At 71.8% G+C, this 19,712-nt stretch carries 11 protein-coding genes; 8 read left to right on the forward strand and 3 right to left on the reverse strand.

Annotated features, from left to right (window positions below; genetic code table 11):
- Positions 1-186 precede the first annotated feature (186 nt).
- Positions 187-1,854, forward strand: a complete 1,668-nt coding sequence (locus ACIQ7M_RS36845) for a PucR family transcriptional regulator (protein WP_403652452.1) — start codon at positions 187-189, stop codon at positions 1,852-1,854.
- A 378-nt stretch (positions 1,855-2,232) separates the two neighbouring features.
- On the forward strand, positions 2,233-3,678 hold the full coding sequence (locus tag ACIQ7M_RS36850) for an aldehyde dehydrogenase family protein (protein ID WP_355762695.1): 1,446 nt from the start codon (positions 2,233-2,235) through the stop codon (positions 3,676-3,678).
- Between the two features lie 217 nt (positions 3,679-3,895).
- On the opposite strand, the gene ACIQ7M_RS36855 is transcribed toward ACIQ7M_RS36850, so the two are convergent.
- Complete coding sequence (locus tag ACIQ7M_RS36855) at positions 3,896-6,868, reverse strand: glycoside hydrolase family 3 C-terminal domain-containing protein (RefSeq protein WP_403652455.1); 2,973 nt, start codon at positions 6,866-6,868, stop codon at positions 3,896-3,898.
- A gap of 363 nt (positions 6,869-7,231) precedes the next feature.
- Between ACIQ7M_RS36855 and ACIQ7M_RS36860 the strand changes: the two genes are divergently transcribed.
- The 6 genes from ACIQ7M_RS36860 to ACIQ7M_RS36885 all read left to right on the forward strand — a co-directional run bounded on the left by ACIQ7M_RS36860 (position 7,232) and on the right by ACIQ7M_RS36885 (position 16,090).
- The gene (locus ACIQ7M_RS36860) at positions 7,232-8,911 is read left to right on the forward strand and encodes a Tat pathway signal sequence domain protein (protein WP_403652457.1); all 1,680 of its coding nucleotides are present in this window, start codon (positions 7,232-7,234) and stop codon (positions 8,909-8,911) included.
- 26 nt (positions 8,912-8,937) lie between these two features.
- Complete coding sequence (locus ACIQ7M_RS36865; RefSeq protein ID WP_403652461.1) at positions 8,938-9,990, forward strand: ABC transporter permease; 1,053 nt, start codon at positions 8,938-8,940, stop codon at positions 9,988-9,990.
- Positions 9,987-10,922: a carbohydrate ABC transporter permease gene (locus ACIQ7M_RS36870; RefSeq protein ID WP_403652464.1), complete on the forward strand. Its 936-nt coding sequence runs from the start codon at positions 9,987-9,989 to the stop codon at positions 10,920-10,922. Before ACIQ7M_RS36865 ends, ACIQ7M_RS36870 begins: the two co-directional genes overlap by 4 nt.
- A gap of 132 nt (positions 10,923-11,054) precedes the next feature.
- Positions 11,055-13,061 (forward strand): beta-galactosidase, encoded by a 2,007-nt coding sequence (locus ACIQ7M_RS36875; protein WP_403652467.1) that lies wholly within the window; start codon positions 11,055-11,057, stop codon positions 13,059-13,061.
- Complete coding sequence (locus ACIQ7M_RS36880; protein WP_403652470.1) at positions 13,058-15,337, forward strand: glycosyl hydrolase family 95 catalytic domain-containing protein; 2,280 nt, start codon at positions 13,058-13,060, stop codon at positions 15,335-15,337. Before ACIQ7M_RS36875 ends, ACIQ7M_RS36880 begins: the two co-directional genes overlap by 4 nt.
- 36 nt (positions 15,338-15,373) lie before the next feature.
- Entirely contained in the window at positions 15,374-16,090 is a 717-nt protein-coding gene (locus ACIQ7M_RS36885; protein ID WP_403652473.1) for a hypothetical protein, read from the forward strand.
- A gap of 61 nt (positions 16,091-16,151) precedes the next feature.
- Here ACIQ7M_RS36885 and ACIQ7M_RS36890 read toward each other — a convergent pair whose 3' ends face one another.
- Both ACIQ7M_RS36890 and ACIQ7M_RS36895 read right to left on the reverse strand, forming a co-directional pair.
- Positions 16,152-18,194, reverse strand: coding sequence for a TIM-barrel domain-containing protein (locus ACIQ7M_RS36890; protein WP_403652476.1), 2,043 nt, complete (start codon positions 18,192-18,194; stop codon positions 16,152-16,154).
- Positions 18,195-18,351: 157 nt separating this feature from the next.
- Positions 18,352-19,365 (reverse strand): LacI family DNA-binding transcriptional regulator, encoded by a 1,014-nt coding sequence (locus tag ACIQ7M_RS36895; RefSeq protein WP_355765262.1) that lies wholly within the window; start codon positions 19,363-19,365, stop codon positions 18,352-18,354.
- Positions 19,366-19,712: the final 347 nt, after the last annotated feature.

Below are 19,712 nucleotides of genomic sequence, written 5' to 3' on the forward strand. Positions count from 1 at the left end.
GGCCGGACGCGGGGAGAGAGGGCGGAGGGTCGGCGGGGCGCAAGGGCATACCGACCCGCTGACCAGGGCGTATGGGGATGAACGCACACGGCGACCGTACGGTGAGGCAGAATCGACACAGGCCGTTCATACGCCGCGGCCAAAAGATCACAGAGATCACCGAGCTCACACCGACCTGAAGGCCCCATGCCCCCCACGCTCGCCTCGCTCGTCCACCACTCCGCGCTCAAGCTCACGGTGCGTGCGGGCGAGGACCGTCTGGACGTGCCCGTCCGCTGGGCCCATGTCAGCGAGCTCGCCGACCCCGTGCCGTACATGGAGGGCGGGGAACTGCTGCTGATCACCGCGCTCAAGCTGGACGCGGACGATCCCGAGGTCATGCGGCGGTACGTGAAGCGGCTGGCCGACGCCGGAGTGGTCGGGATCGGCTTCGCCGTCGGGGTGAACTACGACGAGATCCCGAAGGCCCTCGTCGACGCGGCCGAGGAGGAGGGACTGCCGCTCCTCGAAGTGCCCCGGCGCACCCCCTTTCTCGCCATCAGCAAGGCCGTGTCCGCCGCCATCGCCGCGGACCAGTACCGGGCCGTCACGGCGGGGTTCGCCGCCCAGCGCGAGCTCACCAAGCAGGCCCTGAGCGACGGCCCCGAGGGACTGCTCGCCGCACTCGCCGGGCAGGTCGACGGATGGGCGGCGCTCTACGACGCGTCCGGCGCCGTCGTCGCCGCCGCACCCGACTGGGCGGGACGCCGCGCCGGCCGGCTCACCCCGGACGTGGAGCGGCTGCGTGAACGGCCCGCCCCCGCGAGTTCCGTGGTGGGCGGGGAGGACCGCGTCGAACTGCACTCCCTCGGAACGGGACGCAGGCCGCGCGCCGCGCTCGCCGTCGGGACCGCCGGCGCCCTCGGCACCGCCGAGCGCTACGCCGTGCACTCGGCCATCGCCCTGCTGACCCTGACCACCGAACGCTCGCGGTCCCTGCACGCTGCCGAGCAGCGGATCGGCGCGGCCGTGCTCGGGATGCTGCTGGCCGGGGAACCCGACCACGCGCGGGCCGTCGCCGGAGACCTGTACGGCGAACTGCTCGACGCCCCCTTCCGGCTGATCATCGCCGAGTCGGTGTCCGGGCCGGCCGGCCGGGCGCACGCCGACGGGCACGCGCGCGTGAGTGCCGCCGCGCCCGCCAAGACCCCCGTCGCCGTGCCCGACGTCAACGGCGATCCGCTGGGCGGCCTCGCGGAGGTCGTCGAATCCGCCGCCGTGCGTTCGGGGGAGTCCGTGCTCGTCGTGCCCGACGGGGGACGGCTGGTCGTGCTCGCCGTGGACGGCGGTGCCGCCGTCGCGGCCTGCGGGGACTACGCGGCCGGACTGGAGTCCGCGCGGGCCGTCCCGCTAGAACAGCCCGCCGGGGCCGCGGGCGACGAGGACGAACTCGTCGTCGGGCTCTCGGCCCCGGCCGGACCGATCGCCGCGCGAGCCGCCTACAAGCAGGCCGAACAGGCCCTGTCCGTCGCCCGGCGGCGGGGCAGGGTCCTCGTCGAGCACGAGGACCTGGCGGCCGGGTCCGTACTGCCGCTGCTCGCGGACGACGCCGTGCGGGCGTTCGCCGACGGGCTCCTGCGGGCCCTCCACGATCACGACGCCACCGGCCGCGGGGACCTCGTCGCCTCGCTGCGGGCCTGGCTGTCCCGGCACGGGCAGTGGGACGCGGCGGCCGCCGACCTGGGTGTCCACCGGCACACGCTGCGCTACCGGATGCGCAGGGTCGAGGAGATCCTCGGCCGCTCCCTGGACGACCCCGACGTCCGGATGGAACTCTGGCTGGCCCTGAAGACCACGGCCGCACCCGGGGAGTGAATGCGCCCGGCCGCTGACGGCGGCCACCGCGAGGACCGGACGAGGACCACGCGAGGACCGGACGAGGGTCGGACGAGGCCCACGCGAGGATCAGCGGGCCAGGGCGATTTGGCTGGGCGCCCCCTCGGGGGCCAGGGACCCGGCTCGGCGCTCCCCCGCGGACCAGGGGGATTCGGCGCGGCGCTCCCTCGAGGAAGAGGCTCGATCGGACTCCTGCCGATCAGTCCAAACCGGCGTATCCCACCCCCCGACTGCTACGCGTCGGACAAACACCCCGTGCCGGTCGCGGCCCTACCGTGGTCGGGAGAGCAGCACCAGCAGGAAAACAGCAGGAACATCCCCATCGTCACCCCATACGGAAGGGCCGGGACTCGCAAAATGACTTCCACCCACGCCTTCTGGCTCGCCGGCCGCCAGGCCACCGGCGAGACCACCTTCGACGTCACCTCGCCGTGGGACGGCCGCCTCGTCGGTCAGGTCAGCGTGCCCACCGAGGCCCAGGTCGAGGAGGCCGTGGCCGCCGCGTACGCCGTGCGTGACGAGTTCGCCGCGACCCCGGCCCACGTACGCGCCGCCGCCCTCGACCACGTCTCGCGCCGGCTGGCCGAGCGCACCGAGGAGATCGCCCAGCTCATCTCCGCCGAGAACGGCAAGCCGATCAAGTGGGCCCGCGGTGAGGTCGGCCGCGCGGTGTCCGTGTTCCGGTTCGCCGCGGAGGAGGCCCGCCGCTTCAACGGCGGCGAGGCGCAGCGCCTCGACACCGACGCGGGCGGCCAGGGCCGACTGGCTCTCACGCGCCGCTTCCCCAAGGGTGTCGTCCTCGGCATCGCGCCCTTCAACTTCCCGCTGAACCTGTGCGCCCACAAGGTCGCCCCGGCCATCGCCGCGGGTGCCCCGATCATCCTCAAGCCGGCGCCCGCGACCCCGCTGTCCGGTCTGATCCTCGGTGACCTGCTGGCCGAGACCGACCTGCCCGCCGGCTCCTGGAGCATCCTGCCGGTCGCCAACGACAAGATGCCCGCCCTGGTCCAGGACGAGCGCCTTCCCGTCATCTCCTTCACCGGTTCCGAGACGGTCGGCTACGCGATCATGGACTCGGTGCCGCGCAAGCACTGCACCCTGGAGCTGGGCGGCAACGGCGCGGCCGTCGTCCTCGCCGACTTCGCGAGCGACGCGGACCTGGACTGGGCCGCGACCCGGATCGCGACCTTCTCCAACTACCAGGGCGGCCAGTCCTGCATCTCGGTGCAGCGCGTGATCGCGGACGCCGCGGTGTACGAGCGCCTGCTGCCGCGCATCGTCGCCGCCGTCGAGGCCCAGGTCACCGGCGACCCGTCCGACGCCACGACGGATGTCGGCCCGCTGGTCAGCGAGGCCGCCGCCGAGCGTGTCGAGTCCTGGGTGGAGGAGGCCGTCGCGGCCGGCGCCACGCTGCTCACCGGTGGCAAGCGCGACGGCGCCTCCTACGCCCCGACCGTCCTCGCGGACGTCCCGGCCGACGTCACGATCTCCTGCGAGGAGGTCTTCGGACCGGTCCTGACCGTGCAGAAGGTGGACGGCGAGGCGGCTGCCTTCGAGGCCGCCAACAACTCCAAGTACGGCCTCCAGACCGGCGTGTTCACGCACGACCTGCAGACCGCGTTCCGCGCGCACCGTGCCCTGGAGGTGGGCGGCGTCGTGATCGGCGACGTCCCGTCCTACCGCGCCGACCAGATGCCGTACGGCGGTGCCAAGCAGTCCGGTGTCGGCCGTGAGGGCGTCAAGTTCGCGATGGACGACTACACCTACGAGCGTGTGCTCGTGCTGACGGGTCTCGCACTCTGACGGAGACCCATCCGAGGCCGACGGCCCGAGCCCACACTGTGCGGGGGCTCGGGCCGTCCGCTTTTCCGTCCCGGGCGAGGGAGTTCGGCCCGAGGCTGTCGGACGTGACCGAAAACGGCGTGTCTAGTGACAATCGTTTTCAGATAACGTCGTCGGAGAGGGGGCCCGGCACCGATGCCTTCCGGTGCCGGGCCCCTGTGCCGGCTTCTCCGGACCCTCAACCGGAGAAGCCGACGTGCGCGAGCCGGAGCCGGCCGCGCAGTCCGAGGCGGACGTCGCGCACACCGTCGGCGGTGAACGCGGCGGTGAGGACGCGGTAGTCGTACGGCCCGCCCGCCCCGCTCGCCGACACCTCGGCGACCGGCCCGGGGCCCGGCTGTTTTCCGATGGCCGGTCCGGAACCCGGCTCCTCGCCGATGGCCGGTCCGGAGCCCGACTGCTCTCCGGCGGCCGGCCCGGAGTCCCGAGGCGCCAACCGGATCGACGGTCCGTCGGCCAGCGTCACTTCCACGACGCCCTCGCCCGCGACCTCCACGGCGACACGGCCGACGCCCGTTCCGAAGTCGCACCCCAGGTAGAGGAGTTCGCCGGAGCCGCCGTCCACCGTGGTCACCGCGTCGCCCGCCGACTTCGTACGGTCGACGATCGCGATGCCGGCCTGCTCGTCGAAGTCGGCCGCGTCCAGGCCGCGTTCGCGCACCGGGCGGAACGCGCCGGGTTCGCCGTCGAGTTCGACGGTCTCGACCAGGCGGATGTCCTCGCTGGACGCCCCGACCAGCAGGTCGTACGCGCCCGGTTCGAGGCGTCGGCGCCCGCACGCCACGTCCCAGAACTCCAGCGCGGAGAGCGGGAGTTCGAAGGTGACGCCGGTCGAGGCGCCCGGAGCGAGCCGGATGCGGCGGTGCGCCGCCAGCGCGCGGCGCGGGCGGGGCACGGACGGCGCGACCGCCCGGGTGTAGAGCTGGACGACCTCGTCGGCGGTCACGGCCCCGGTGTTCGTCACGGCGCAGGAGACGGTCAGCGCGTCGCCCTCCCGCAGGACCCGCAGGTCCGCGTAGGCGAACGAGGCGTAGGACAGCCCGTGCCCGAAGGGGTAGAGCGGAGTCCCCTCGAAGTAGAGGTAGGTCTGCCGTCCGCCGATCACGTCGTAGTCGAGCAGGCCCGGCAGGTCGCCGTCCCCGGCGTACCAGGTCTGCGGAAGCCGTCCTGCGGGGGAGACGTCCCCGGCGAGGACACGGGCCAGCGCGGTGCCCGCAGCCTGGCCGCCGTGCGCGGTCCACAGCAGGGCGCGCGGACCGGTGCGGTCGACCGCGTACGGGTAGGCGGAGACCAGCGCCAGCACGGTGTCCGGGTTCGCCGCGCGGGCCGCGTCCAGCAGCCGTTCCTGGTGGGCGGGCAGCCGCAACGTCGTACGGTCCTCGGTCTCGCGGCCGTTGATGTGCGGGTCGTTGCCCGCGACGACGAGGACCACGTCGGCCGCGGCGGCGGCGCGCGCCACGGCGTCCTCACCGCGTTCGGTGAACTCCACCTCGAAGATCTCGGCCTCCCGGGCGTCCCGCCCGGCAACCTTCACGCCGTCGGCGGCGACACAGACGTGTCCGCCCGTCCCGAGGTGCTTCAGGAGGTGGCCGTTTCGATGGGCTGCGGAGGGTTCCAGCCGGAAGGTCTCCTGGACGACCCAGCCGCCCGGCTGATCGGCGGAGGCGCGGAGGAACCCGTCGTCGGCGACCGACAGGTAGCGGCCGTCGGGGGCGCGGAGCGTGAGGACGCCGCCGCCCCAGTCGATCAGCGCCAGTTCGGTGCCGACGGTGTCGGTGGTCAGCGGGGGCAGGTCGGTGCGGCCCGCGAGCAGTGCCGGATCGAGGGCGCCCTCGGCACCCCGCGTCACCTCCGGCGCGTCCTCCACGGCGGGCACCGCGAGATACTCGCCGGACGCGGTCCTCAGTCGTACGCGGTCCACGCCCTCGGCGAAGTCCACCCGCTCGGCGCCGAAACGCTCGTACAGGCCCTCCAGCGGTGTCGACCGGTGGATGAGGGTGCCGCTGTACCAGTCGAGCTTGCACTCGTCGGCGAGCAGTCCGACGACGGCGAGGCGGAGGCCGGGGCGCAGGGGCAGCAGACCGTCGTTCTCGAGCAGGACGACCGCCTGCTCCGCGGCTTCGAGGGCGAGCGCGCGGTGGGCGGGCGTGTCGAACTCCCCGGTCTCCGCGTACGGGTCGAGGTCCGGGTCGAACTCGCCGAGGCGGAAGCGCACGGCGAGCTGGCGGCGGACCGCGGTGTCGATGTCGGCCTCGGTCAGCAGGCCTCGCTCCAGGGCGCCCCGGACGCGTGCGGTGATCCGCGAGCCGTCCGTGCCGTGGTCGGTGAAGCTGTCGACGCCGGCGAGGAGGGCTGCGGCGGTCGCCTCCTCGTGGGTGTCGAAGTAGTCCTCGGAGTCGGCCAGGTTGGAGGGCGCGCCCGCGTCCGAGCAGACCAGCAGCTCCTGGTCGGTCCAGGCCCGCAGATGCTCGCGCAGGTACGGCGAGACGTGGTTGGGGCGGCCGTTGACCAGGTTGTACGCGGGCATCACCCCGGCGACGGCGCCGGCCGACACGGTGTCGCGGAAGGCGCGCAGGTCGTACTCGTGCAGCACGCGCGGCCGGACGGAGGAGGACGACGTGTCCCTGTCCGTCTCGTTGTTGTGCGCGAGCCAGTGCTTGAGGACCGGCGCCGTACGCCAGTAGACCCGGTGGTCGCCGCGCAGCCCGCGGGTGTACGCGGTGGCGATGGCGGAGGTGAGCGACGGGTCCTCCGAGTAGCCCTCCTCGTTGCGGCCCCACAGCGGGTGGCGCAGCAGATTGACCGTGGGGGACCAGACGTTGAGCCCCACGCGGTCGTCGCGGGCGCGCATCGCGCGCGCCTCCGAGGAGACGGCTTCCCCGATCCGGCGGACGAGCTCCGTGTTCCAGGTCGCGGCGAGCCCCACTGCCTGCGGGAACACCGTCGCCGGCCCCATCCAGGCGACCCCGTGCAGCGCCTCCTGGCCGGTGCGGAAGGCGGGTATCCCGAGCCGGTCGACGGCGGGCGCGTACTGGTGCAGGAACGCGATGCGCTCCTCCAGTGTGAGCCGCGTCAGCAGGTCGTCGACGCGCTTCGCGAACGACAGGCTCGCGTCGCGGAAGGGCGGCAGGGGTGGTGTCTCTGCGGGCACGTGGTGATCCCTTCGCGGTGGGGCATCGAAGGTCTTTCGAAGCGCTTCGATGCTCGATCGACCACAGGGTGGGTGTCAAGACACGTGACCGGACCACCTCTGTTTCCCGCCAGTGAGGTCAAGTGCCGCACGGACACGCCCTGTTGCCCGTCGTCCCGGAGGAATCTTGGGATCGACCCTTGTGCACCCCCAGGCGTTCACTTAACCTCGCAGCAACATCGAAGCGCTTCGATTGTCGGACTTCCCTCTTCCCGGGGCACAGTCCTCCGAGGACCGCTTCGGCTCAGGCAGCTCCACTCAAGACACCGCAGCCGACGGCTCCACCGCCGGGTGTCCTGCTGTGCGCCATGAAGGGTTGACGCAATGACGCCGAACTCCGCCACATCCGCCCCCAGCCGGAGAAGCTTCCTCGCCTCCACGGCGGTCGCAGCGGCCGCCGTGGCGGGCGGAACGCCCCTGCTCGCCGCCTGCGGCGGAGGACAGGACGGCAGCAAGGACGGCACCACCTCGGGGAAGGACGCCCAGAAGATCCTTCCGGCGTTCGTGGCGTCGAGCGTCGTCACGCCCGACCTCCCGTCCAAGAACGGATCGGCGGCCGGGTTCACCCGGGCGATCGACCTGGACGCGCTGAAGACGTCCGTCCCGAAGAAGCTGGGCGCGGGCGGCGACCTGAAGATCATGTCGCCGTTCTGGGGCACCCCGCCGACGGGCGACAACGCCTACTACACGGCCATGAACGTGGCCATCGGCATCAAGGCGACCTGGCAGAACCAGGACGGCAACACCTACGACGAGAAGCTGGGCGCGGTCCTCGCCTCCAGCGACATCCCGGACGTGGTGGTCGTCCCGGGCTGGAACCTGAACGGCAGGATACCGAGCGCGATCAACGCCAAGTTCGCGGACCTCGGCCCGTATCTGTCGGGCGACAAGGTCAAGACCTACCCGAACCTCGCGGCCGTTCCCACGGACGCCTGGCAGCGCTCCATCTTCGGCGGCCGGCTGCGCGCGATCCCGATGCCGGCCTCGTACGTCACCAACATCGCGCCCTTCTACCGCAAGGACGTCTTCGCCGCGAAGGGCTACACCCTCCCCAAGTCGCCCGACGAGTTCCTGGCCTGGGCGAAGGAGGCCACCGACGCCAAGGCGAAGGTGTGGGCCTGCGACGACCTCAAGTGGACGGCCTTCAACATCTACGGCGTCCTCAACGGCAGCGACAAGGCCCTGTGGTGGGACCTGCGGGACGGCAAGCTCGTCAACCGGATCGAGACCGCCGAGTACCTCGAAGCCCTGGAGTGGACGCGCAAGCTGTACGCGGCGGGTGTCGTCCACCCCGACGCCAAGGCCGTCAAGGGCGACGCGTCCAACCGGTTCACCGCCGGCCAGTCCCTCGTCTTCAACGGCGACCTGTCGTACTGGTACGGCTCGACGGCCGAACAGCGCACCCAGAAGGCCGGCTTCGAGATGGGCGCCTTCGACATCTTCGGCCCCGACGGCGGCGACCCCACCCTCTGGGCGACCCAGCCCGCCGGCATCTTCACCTTCGTCAGCAAGAAGGCGTCCAAGCAGCAGATCAAGGACTTCCTCGCGCTCGCCGACTTCTGCGCCGCCCCGTACGGCACCAAGGAGTACATGCTGACGGTCTACGGCGTCGAGGGCACCGACTACACCGTCAAGAACGGTCTGCCCACCAAGACCACCAAGGGCACCAACGAGGTCAACGGCGCCTACGACTACACCGGCGACCCGGCCGCCTACCTCGCCCACCCCGACCTGCCGGAGATCGCCAGGCTCCAGGTCGAGTGGCAGCAGCGCATGGGCTCCTTCACCAAGAAGTCCTCCTTCTACGGCCTGACCATCACCGAGCCCAGCCGGTGGACCAACCTCGCCAACGACTTCGAGCAGCTCGAGGACGACATCGTCCGCGGCCGCAAGAAGATCGCCGACATGCAGCAGGCCGTCGCGGACTGGAAGCAGAAGGGCGGCGACGACCTGCGCGCCTGGTACAAGAAGCTGCTCGACGCCAACGGCTCCGCGGCCAAGTGACCCGGAACTGAGGCAAGGAGAAGTCCGTGTCCCACAGCACGGTGCCCCGGAGCAGGGCCGGGGCCAGGGCGGGCAAACAGGTGCCGGAGGGGAACCCGCCGGACGGCGCGACCGGACGGCGGGCCGCCGGGAGCGCCGGACAGGGTGCGGGGAAGCCGGCCTTCCGGCTGCGCTTCCGACGTGACCGCACCCTGATCCTGATGACGCTGCCCGCGGTCGCGCTGCTGCTCGTCTTCACCTACATACCGGTGCTGGGCAACGTCGTCGCCTTCCAGGACTACGACCCGTACCTGAGCGACAACGGCTTCGTCGCGATCTTCGAGAGCCCCTGGACCGGACTGGAGAACTTCCAGCGGATCTTCGCGGACTCGCAGTTCTGGCACGCCGTGCAGAACACGTTCGTCCTGTTCCTCCTCCAGCTCGTGCTCTACTTCCCGATCCCGGTCGCCCTCGCCCTCCTCATCAACAGCGTGGTCAGGCCCCGGGTCCGGGCCGTCGCCCAGGCGGTCATGTACCTCCCGCACTTCTTCTCCTGGGTCCTCGTCGTCACCGTCTTCCAGCAGATCTTCGGAGGGGCGGGCATCATCGCCCAGACCCTGCGCCGCCACGGCCACCAGGGAATCGACCTGATGACCGACCCGGGGATCTTCAAATTCCTGGTGACGGCCGAGGGCGTCTGGAAGGACGCGGGCTGGGGCATCATCGTCTTCCTCGCGGCCTTGTCGTCCGTGTCGCCCGACCTGTACGAGGCCGCCGCCATGGACGGGGCCGGACGTTGGCGCCGCATGTGGCACATCACCCTGCCCGCGCTGCGCCCGGTGATCGCCCTGCTCCTGGTGCTGCGCGTGGGCGACGCGCTCACCGTCGGCTTCGAGCAGCTCCTGCTCCAGCGCGACGCGGTGGGCCCCGGAGCCTCCGAGGTCCTCGACACCTACGTGTGGTGGAACGGCATCCGCAACCAGGACTTCGGCTACGCCGCGGCGGCCGGACTGATCAAGGGGGTGGTCGGTCTGGGGCTCGTCCTGACCGCGAACAAGGTCGCCCACCTCATGGGCGAGCAGGGGGTGTACGAGAAATGACCGCCGTGACGCGGGCACCGCGCGACAGGCCCGCCCGCTGGGCGGCGCCGCCCCGGCCGCCCTGGGAGGAGGAGCCGTCCAGGGCGGGCCTCGCGGGCAAGGGGATCGCACTCACCCTCGCCGCCTTCGCGATCCTCTTCCCGCTGTGGATCGTCGTCGTCACCAGTCTCCAGTCGAAGAGGACCATCGACGCGGCCGGCGGCCTGGTCGTCGTCCCCAAGGGCGTCACCCTCGTCGCGTACCAGGAACTGCTCACCGGCGGCCAGGTGCAGCGCGCCGCGCTCGTCAGCATCGGTGTGACCCTGGCCGGCACCCTGTTCAGCATGGCGGTCTCGGTGCTGTGCGCGTACGGTCTGTCCCGGATCGGGTCGCTCGGCCACCGCTGGTTCCTGATGCTCCTGCTCGCCACGATGTTCTTCGGCGCCGGCCTCATCCCCACCTATCTGCTGGTGCAGGCGCTCGGCCTCACCGACACCTATCTCGCGCTGATCCTCCCCAGCGCGGTGAGCGTGTTCAACATCCTGGTGCTGCGGGCGTTCTTCATGGGCATCTCGCCCGAACTCGTCGACAGCGCCCGCATCGACGGCGCGGGCGACTGGCGCATCCTGTGGCGGATCGTGATGCCGCTCTCCCGGGCGGTCCTCGCGGTCATCTCGCTGTTCTACGCGGTCGGTTACTGGAGCGCCTGGTTCAACGCCTCCATCTACCTGACCGACCAGGACATGATGCCGCTGCAGAACGTCATGATCCAGTTGGTGCAGAAGCAGGAACGGCCGGTCGGCCTCGCCACCCAGATCAACACCGGCCAACTGTCCCCGCTCGCCATCCAGATGGCCGTCATGGTGATGGCGCTGCTGCCCGTCGCGGTCCTCTCGCCCTTCGTCCAGCGGCACTTCAAGAAGGGCATGCTCACCGGCGCCGTGAAGGGCTGACCCGGCCGCCACGCCTCGCCGGGGCATCGCCGGGCCCGCCCCGCTCCGCCTCTCCAGCTCGCCGCGGCCGACCCGCTCCTGACCGGCGGCCGGCCGCGGCGGACCACTCCCTCACCCCGATCGAGGTGGCTCATGCGCACGCCCCGCGGAACCGGCGAAGAGACCGGGCGGCCGAGTCTGAGCACGGCCACCCGGGGCCGCGTCCTGTTCGGCGGCGACTACAACCCCGAGCAGTGGCCCGAGGAGGCCTGGCACGAGGACGTCCGTCTCATGAAGGAGGCCGGCGTCAACTCCGTCACCGTCGGCGTCTTCTCCTGGGCGAGACTCGAACCACGCCCGGGAGCACGCGAGTTCGGCTGGCTTGACCGGGTCATGGACCTGATGCACGAGCACGGCGTCGGCGTCGTGCTCGCCACCCCGACCTCCTCGCCGCCGCCCTGGATGGGCCGGCTGCACCCCGAGACGCTGCCCCGGGACGAGGACGGCCGCATCGAATGGTGGGGCTCGCGGCAGCACTTCTCGCACTCCAGCGCCGTCTACCGCCGCTGTGCCGCCGCGATCACCGAGGACCTGGCCGCCCGCTACGCGAGCCACCCCGCCCTCATCATGTGGCACATCAACAACGAGTACTGCACCGTCGATTACGGCGACGAGGCGGCGGACGCCTTCCGGCGCTGGCTCCGCGACAGATACGGCACCGTCGAGGCGCTCAACACGGCCTGGGGCACGGCCTTCTGGGGCCAGGGCTACGACGACTGGAACGAGGTGATCCCGCCGCGTCACGCGCACTACATGAAGAACCCGACGCATGCCCTCGACTTCAAGCGGTTCACCTCCGACATGCTCCTGGAGTGTTACACCACCGAGCGGGACATCGTGCGCCGCCACAGCCCCGGCACCCCGGTGACCACCAACTTCATGCCGATGTGGGTCGGCCAGGACGCCTGGCGGTGGGCCGGGGAGGAGGACGTCGTCTCGGTCGACCTCTACCCCGACCCGCGCGACCCCCTCGGAGCGCAGCACGGCGCGCTCATCCAGGACATGACGCGCTCGCAGGCGGCGGGCGGCTCCTGGATGCTCATGGAACAGGCCGCCGGAGCGGTCAACTGGCGCGGCGTGAACCACCCCAAGCCGCGCGGGCTGAACCGGCTGTGGTCCCTCCAGGCCGTGGCGCGCGGCGCCGACGCCGTCTGCTACTTCCAGTGGCGGCAGTCCCGGCAGGGCGCCGAGAAGTTCCACTCCGGGATGATCGGCCACGCGGGGGAGCGGGGCCGCACCTTCCAGGAGATCAAACAGATCGGTGCCGAACTGGCCTCCCTCGCACCTCATGTGAGGGACGCTCAGGTGAAGGCGGACATCGCGGTCCTGCACGACTGGAACTCCTGGTGGGCGGGAGAGCACGACGGCCGGCTGTCCGCGGAGAACGACTGCGCCGAGGTCGTACGGGCCTGGCACCGCGCCCTGTGGGAGGCCCACCTCACCACCGCGTTCGCCCATCCCGAGCACGACCTCTCCGCGTACCGGATGGTCGTCGTGCCCCAGCTCTACCTGCTCACCGACACCGCCGTCGAGAACCTCCTCGCCTACGCGCGAGCGGGCGGCACGCTCGTCTGCGGCTTCCTCACCGGCGTCGCCGACGAGGACGACCGGGTACGGCCGGGCGGCATGGACGAGCGGCTGCGCGCGCTGTTCGGCATCCGCACCCTGCACGAATGGTGGCCGCTGGACGCGGGGGAGAAGGTGGCGTGCGACGGCTTCACCGGCACGCTCTGGTCCGAGGAGATCGAGGCCGAGGACGCGGCGGCGGTCGAGGCGCGGTACCGCGGCGGCGAACTGGACGGACGGCCCGCCGTGTTCCGCAGGGGCACCGCCCGCTACCTCTCCACGCTCCCCGAACCGGCCGCCCTGCGTGCCCTGCTGGCGCGGGCGGCCCTGAGCGCCGGCGTCCGGGCGGTGCTCGACGGACTGCCCGAGGGCGTCGAGGCCGTCCGGCGCGGCGACCTGCTCTTCCTGCTCAACCACGGGCGCGCCCCGGTGACCGTCGAGGTGCCGGGCAACCACCGCGACCTGCTCGGCGGCGCGTCCGTGCGGGACTCCGTACGACTGGAGCGGTACGGAGCGGCGGTGCTCGCCCCATGACCGGACAGGCTCGCCCCGGCCCCCACCCGGACCGGCCCGCGACGCAGGGCGGCCACGGCTCCGCCCCCGTCCACGGCACCTGGGAACCCCGGCCCGCCGCCCGCTGGGAGGACGCCTTCCTGAGCGGCAACGGCACCCACGGCGCCATGGTGTTCGGCGATCCGGACGACGACCGGGTCATCGTCAACCATCACCGTCTGGTCCGCCCGAACGGCAGCTCGGAGGCCCGCCCGCCCGAGCTCGCCGCCCGCCTCGCCGACGTACAGGACCGGCTGCTCGCCGGAGACGTGGCAGCCGGCGAGGACTTCACCGACGGCCGGCCGCTGCTGTGGGTACAGCCCTTCCACCCGGCGTTCCAGGTGCGACTGCGCCGCCCCGCCGAGGAACCGCGCGGCCACCGGCGCGAGAGCGATTTCACCACCGGCGTCGTCCGCGCCGTGAGCGGGGACCGGCGCGCCGAGGTGTTCGTCTCCCGCGCCGACGACGTGATCACGCAGTACGTGAGGGCCCCCGGCCCCGCGACCGAGGTCACGCTGGACCACCGGCTGCCGGGAGCGCCCGCGGACCTGGCCGTGGAACACGGAGCCGTCCACACCCCCGAGGGCGCCCTGCTCACCCTGCGCGCCCGCTATCCGGGCAGCGACCTGGCGTACACCGGGGTCACCCTCCTCGTCACGGACGGCACCGTCCGTCCCGCCCTACCCGGCGTTCGGGTCGACGGCGCCCGCTCGATGCTCCTGCTCACCCGGGTGCGCCGGCACCGGGGGGACCCGGACGCCCTCGCGGAGCTCCGCGCGCTGCGGGAACTGCTGCCCGAGGCCCGTCCCGGCGGCCCCGAGGACATCGAGCACGCGTACACCCACCTGCTCGCCCGGCACACCGCCCTCCACCGTGCCGCCTATCTGCGGGTCACCCTCGACCTGGGCGCCGATCCCGCCGAACGGGCACTGCCAGGATCGGAGCTGGTCCTGCGCCCGAAGAGCCCCGCTCTCCTCGAACGGCTCTTCGCGGCCGGCCGGTACCACCTGCTGTCCGCGTCCGGCACGCTCCCGCCACGGCTGACGGGCCTGTGGACCGGTGACTGGGACACCGCCTGGTCCGGGGCGTTCACCACGGACGCCAACCTCAATCTGCAGACCGCGTCGGCCGCCGCGGCCGCCCTCCCCGAGGTCACCGAGGCGCACGCGGCCCTGGTCCACGGCCAGTTGCCGCACTGGCGGGACAACGCCCGAGCCGTCTTCGGCGCCCGCGGCGTCGTCGCCCCCGCCCACACCGACGGAGAGTCGGGACACATCCGCCACCTCAGCCGCGCCTACCCGCTCCACGTGTGGACCGCGGGAGCCGACTGGCTGCTCAAACCCCTCGTGGACCACGACGAGACACACGGCGGCCGCGACCCGCGCCTCGCCGCCGCCCTCGCCGAGACCGCCCGCTTCTACGAGGACTTCCTCACCCGGACCGACGCGGACGGCCACCTGGTGATCGTGCCGTCCTACTCCCCGGAGAACCGTCCCGCGAACGCGGGCTGGATCACCGTCAACGCCGCCATGGACCTCTCGGCGGCCCGCCACGCCCTGCGCACGGCGGCCGCCTACCACCCGGGCCCCGACGCCGAACGCCGGCTCGCGCTCGCCGACCGGCTGCCGCCCCACCGGGTCAACTCCGACGGAGCGCTGGCCGAATGGGCCTGGCCCGGACTCGACGACACCTACGACCACCGGCACCTCAGCCACCTCTATGGCGTCTGGCCCCTCGACGAGATCAATCCCTACGACACCCCCGGCCTCGCCGCCGCGGCCCGTCGCGCCCTCGAACTGCGCGGCGCCGAGAACGACTCGGCGCACGGCCACCTCCACCACGCCCTGGTGGCCGCCAGGCTGCGGGACGCCGGGCGGGTGGCGCGGGCCCTCGACAACGTCCTGGCCGGGGACTACTTCCACGTCTCCCTGATGAGCGGCCACTACCCGAACCGCCACGTCTACAACGCCGACGCCGCCCACACCCTGCCCGCCGTCGTCATCGAGGCACTTCTCCAGTCCACCCCGCGGCGGCTCGTCCTCTTCCCGGCGCTCCCCGCGAGCCTGCCGAACGGCGAACTCCGGGGCCTCCGAACGAGGTTCGGCGCGGAGGCCGACCTCACCTGGACCCCCGACGGCGCCACCGTCGTCCTGCGGCCGGGCCGCACCTGCCGCATCGAACTCCGGACTTCCGCCGGCGCGCGACCGCTCTCCCTGAGCGCCGGAGAAGACCGCGTCCTCACCCTGAAGCCGCGGTAGCCCCCCGCACATCCCCCCACCCATGGAAGGAAAGCCATGGCACCACGCACGCTGAAAAGGATCACCAAAGCCCTGATCGCCCCCGCGCTGGCGCTCGGAGCCACGATCGGCCTCGCCTCGGCCCCCGCCCAGGCCGCCGTCTGGTCCTCCTGCGACCAGTGGGGCAACACCACCCTGAACGGCTACACGCTCTACAACAACATCTGGGGCTCGGGTGCGGGCAGCCAGTGCGTCTGGGCCAACTCCGGCACCAACTGGGGAGTCTGGGCCGACCACCCCAACACCGGCGGCATCAAGTCCTACCCCAACTCCAAGAAGTACGTGGGAAAGACGATCGCCGGACTGTCCTCCCTCACCAGCAACTACAACGTCACCGTCCCGTCCTCCGGCGCGTACAACACCTCGTACGACATCTGGGACACCGGCTACGCCCACGAGATCATGCTCTGGGTCAACTACAACGGAGCCGTCGGCGCGCTCGGCACCTCGCAGGGAACGCTCACACTGGGCGGCAACACCTGGACCGTCTACAAGGGCAACAACGGCGCGAACGACGTCTTCTCGTTCCTGCGCAGCGCCGACTCCACCTCCGGAACCATGAACATCCTCCCCGTCCTGAAGTGGATCGCGAACACCAAGGGCTGGATGTCGAGCGCCGCGACCATCGGGGACGTGCAGTTCGGCTTCGAGATCACCTCGTCGGCGGGCGGCCTCGACTTCGTCACCAACAACCTGACGGTCAGCAGCAGCTGAGCCGAACGTGCGGGCGCGGCCGGTCCCCCGTGAGGAGCCGGCCGCACCTTCGGGAGAGCCCCTAGCCCGTCACGGGCAGCCGTGCGCCGTCCCGCAGGAACAGCGGGATCCGGTCCAGCGGCGCGTCCACCGTCACGGACGCGCCCCCCTCGTACGACTGCCCGGTCCACGCGTCCGTCCAGCGCGCGCCCGCCGGGAGATACGCCGTACGGGCCGTCGCACCCGCGGTGAGGACCGGAGCGACCAGCAGATCGTGGCCGAGGAGGTAGGCGTCGTCGACCGACCAGGCCGCCTGGTCGCCGGGGAACTCCAGGAGCAGCGGGCGCATCACCGGCAGCCCCTCCTCGTGGGCCTCCCGCATCACCTCCAGCAGATACGGCTTCAGACGTTCCCGCAGGCGCAGGTACTCCTCCATGACGGCACCCGCCTCCTCGCCGTACGACCAGACCTCGTTCGGGCCGCCGGTCATCCCCGGGCCGAGCGGCAGCCCCGGGTCACGGAAGCCGTGCAGCCGCATCAGCGGCGACAGCGCGCCGAACTGGAACCAGCGCACCATGACCTCGCGGTACGCCGGGTCGTCCGGGTCGCCGCCGTGGAAGCCGCCGATGTCGGTGTTCCACCAGGGGATCCCGGACAGCGCGGTGTTGAGCCCCGCGGCGATCTGCCGCCGCAGGGTCGCGAAGTCGGTCCCGATGTCGCCCGACCACAGGGCCGCCCCGTAGCGCTGACTGCCCGCCCAGGCCGAGCGGTTGAGGGAGACGATCTCGGTCTCCCCGGCGGCGCGCAGGCCCTCGTAGAAGGTGCGGGCGTTCTCGCGCGGATAGAGGTTGCCCACTTCGAGCCCCGGGCCCGCGTGATAGCGGAGGTTCTCGGAGAAGCTCGGCTTCAGCTCCGGCTCGCAGGCGTCCAGCCAGAAGGCCGAGATGCCGTACGGATCGAGATAGTTGTCCTTCACCCGCGACCACAGGAAGTCACGCGCCTCGGGGTTCGTGGCGTCGTAGAAGGCCACCTGGACCGTGGACGCGACCTGCTTGTCCGGCCAGTCGGCGTGCGCCATCGGCCCGTACTCGGTGCCGATGAACCAGCCCCGCTGCTCCATGAGCGCGTGGTTCTCCGAGAGCGGTGAGACCGACGGCCAGACGGACACGACCAGCTTGACGCCGAGACCGGCGAGTTCGGCCTGCAGGGCCGCGGGGTCGGGCCACTCGGCCGGGTCGAACTTCCAGTCGCCCAGGTGGGTCCAGTGGAAGAAGTCGCAGACGATGACCGACAGTGGCAGCCCCCGGCGCTTGTACTCCCGTGCCACCTCCAGGAGTTCGTCCTGGGTGCGGTAGCGCAGCTTGCACTGCCAGAACCCGGCCGCCCACTCGGGCAGCATCGGGGTCCGGCCGGTGACCGCGCTGTAGCGGCGCTGGGCGTCGGCCGGGGTGCCCGCGGTGATCCAGTAGTCGATCTGCCGGGCCGAGTCGGCGACCCAGCGGGTGCCGTTGCCCGCGAGCTCCACCCGGCCGATGGCCGGGTTGTTCCACAGGAGGGTGTAGCCGCGGCTGGAGGTGAGCACCGGCACGGTGACCTCGGCGTTGCGCTGGATCAGGTCGAGGACCGCGCCCTTCTGGTCGAACAGTCCGTGCTGGTGCTGCCCGAGGCCGTACAGCCGCTCGCCGTCGTACGCGGCGAAGCGCTGCTCCAGCCGGTGGTGACCGTTGCCGGTCGGGGTGTACAGCCGTGATCCGGGCCACCAGAAGTGGGCGCGTTCCTCGGCGAGGAGTTCACCGCCGTCCGCGGTCCGGGTGAAGCGGATCAGGCCCTCGGCGCTCACCTCGACGGTCAGCGCACCCACCGTCAACCGGCCCTCGCCGCCGCTGAGTTCCAGTGTGCTCGCGGTGTCCCGCGACTCGTCGAGCAGTGCTCCGGGCAGCCCTTCGAGCAGGGGGCCGCCGAGCCGGGCGCGGACCCGCACCGCGTCGGGACCCCACGGCTCGATCCGGACGGTCTCCGTGCGGCCGCTCCACTCCAGCGCGCCGTCCCGTTCACGGAACGTGCCGACGGTGGGGGAGGACTGCGCGAGGCCGACCTGGGGCTGCACTGCGGCGGACTGATTCACGTGGATGCTCCTGAAGCGGGTCCTGAAGCGGGTCCTGAAGCGGGATACGGACAGAGCGGCACAGGGAGAGCACGCGGACAGCGGTGTCCGGCGGAGGAGGTTCGCGAGAGCTTCGCGACGGCGGTGCCGACCGGGCGGGCGCCCGACGGGGAGCGGCTCAAGGAGCGGCCGGCGCCGGTCCCGTGCTCGCCCGCACCGTCAACTCGGGTGCGAGCAGTACGACTTCGTCCTTGCCGCGGCCTTCGAGCTTGGCGATCAGATGCTCGACGGCTTGGCGGCCCATGTCCTGCGCGGGAATGGCGACCGACGTCAGCCGCACCGAGGCCTGGGTGGCGACCTGGTCCGGGCAGATCGCGATCACCGAGACGTCCTCGGGCACGGCACGGCCCTTCTGGCGCAGCAGCGCGAGCAGCGGCTCGACCGCCGACTCGTTCTGCACGACGAAGCCCGTGGTGCCCGGGCGTTCGTCGAAGACGCGGGCGAGGGTGAGGGCCATCGCGTCGTAGCCGCCCTCGCAGGGCCGGTGCAACACACGCAGCCCCAACTCCCGGGAGCGGGCGCGGAGTCCGTCGAGCGTCCGCTCGGCGAAGCCGGTGTGCCGCTCGTAGACGGCGGGCGCCTCGCCGATGACAGCGATGTCACGGTGACCGAGCAGCGCCAGATGCTCGGCGCACAGCGCGCCCGTCGCCCCGAAGTCGAGGTCGACGCAGGTCAGACCGGTGGTGTCGGCGGGGAGCCCGATGAGCACGGACGGCTGGTCCGTCGCGCGCAGCAACGGCATGCGCTCGTCGTCGAGTTCGACGTCCATCAGGATCATCGCGTCGGCGAGTCCGCTGCCGGTGACCCGGCGCACCGCGTCGGGCCCCTCCTCGCCGGTGAGCAGCAGGACGTCGTAACCGTGGGTCCGGGCGCTGGTGGCCACGGCGATGGCGATCTCCATCATCACGGGTACGTACATGTCGGTGCGCAGCGGGACCATCAGCGCGATGATGTTGGACCGGTTGCTCGCCAGGGCGCGGGCGCCCGCGTTCGGGTGGTAGCCGAGTTCCTGGATGCTCCGCTCGACCCGCTGCCGGGTGGTCACGGAGATGGACCGCTTGCCGCTGAGGACATAGCTCACCGTGCTCGCCGAGACTCCGGCGTGCTGGGCGACCTCGGCGAGGGTGACCATCCAGCTCTCCCAGTTTTGTGAAGCGCTTCGACAGTGCGCGCGGTACCGATCGGGGCGAATGAGGGTGGCTCGACACTAGCCCCGTGGAGGAATCGTGTCCATAGGCTGTCGAAGCGCTTCGACAGTGTTTTCCCGACCTCGGTACGACGGTGATTTCCCGGCCGTGGCGCCACGACGATCCCGGCCGCGGCGCGCCGGTGATCCCCGATCGTGGCGCACCTGTCGACGGCCGAGCCGCACCTCCCCCGTTCGGCGCATCCAGACCGTCTCCCGAAGCGGGCCTCCGGCGCAACGCCCGTGGCCGGTTCGTAGGGGAGCGCATCGGGCCGAACGCTGCGCGAGGACTG

The organism is Streptomyces sp. NPDC096324, assembly GCF_044763015.1.
GTDB lineage: Bacteria > Actinomycetota > Actinomycetes > Streptomycetales > Streptomycetaceae > Streptomyces.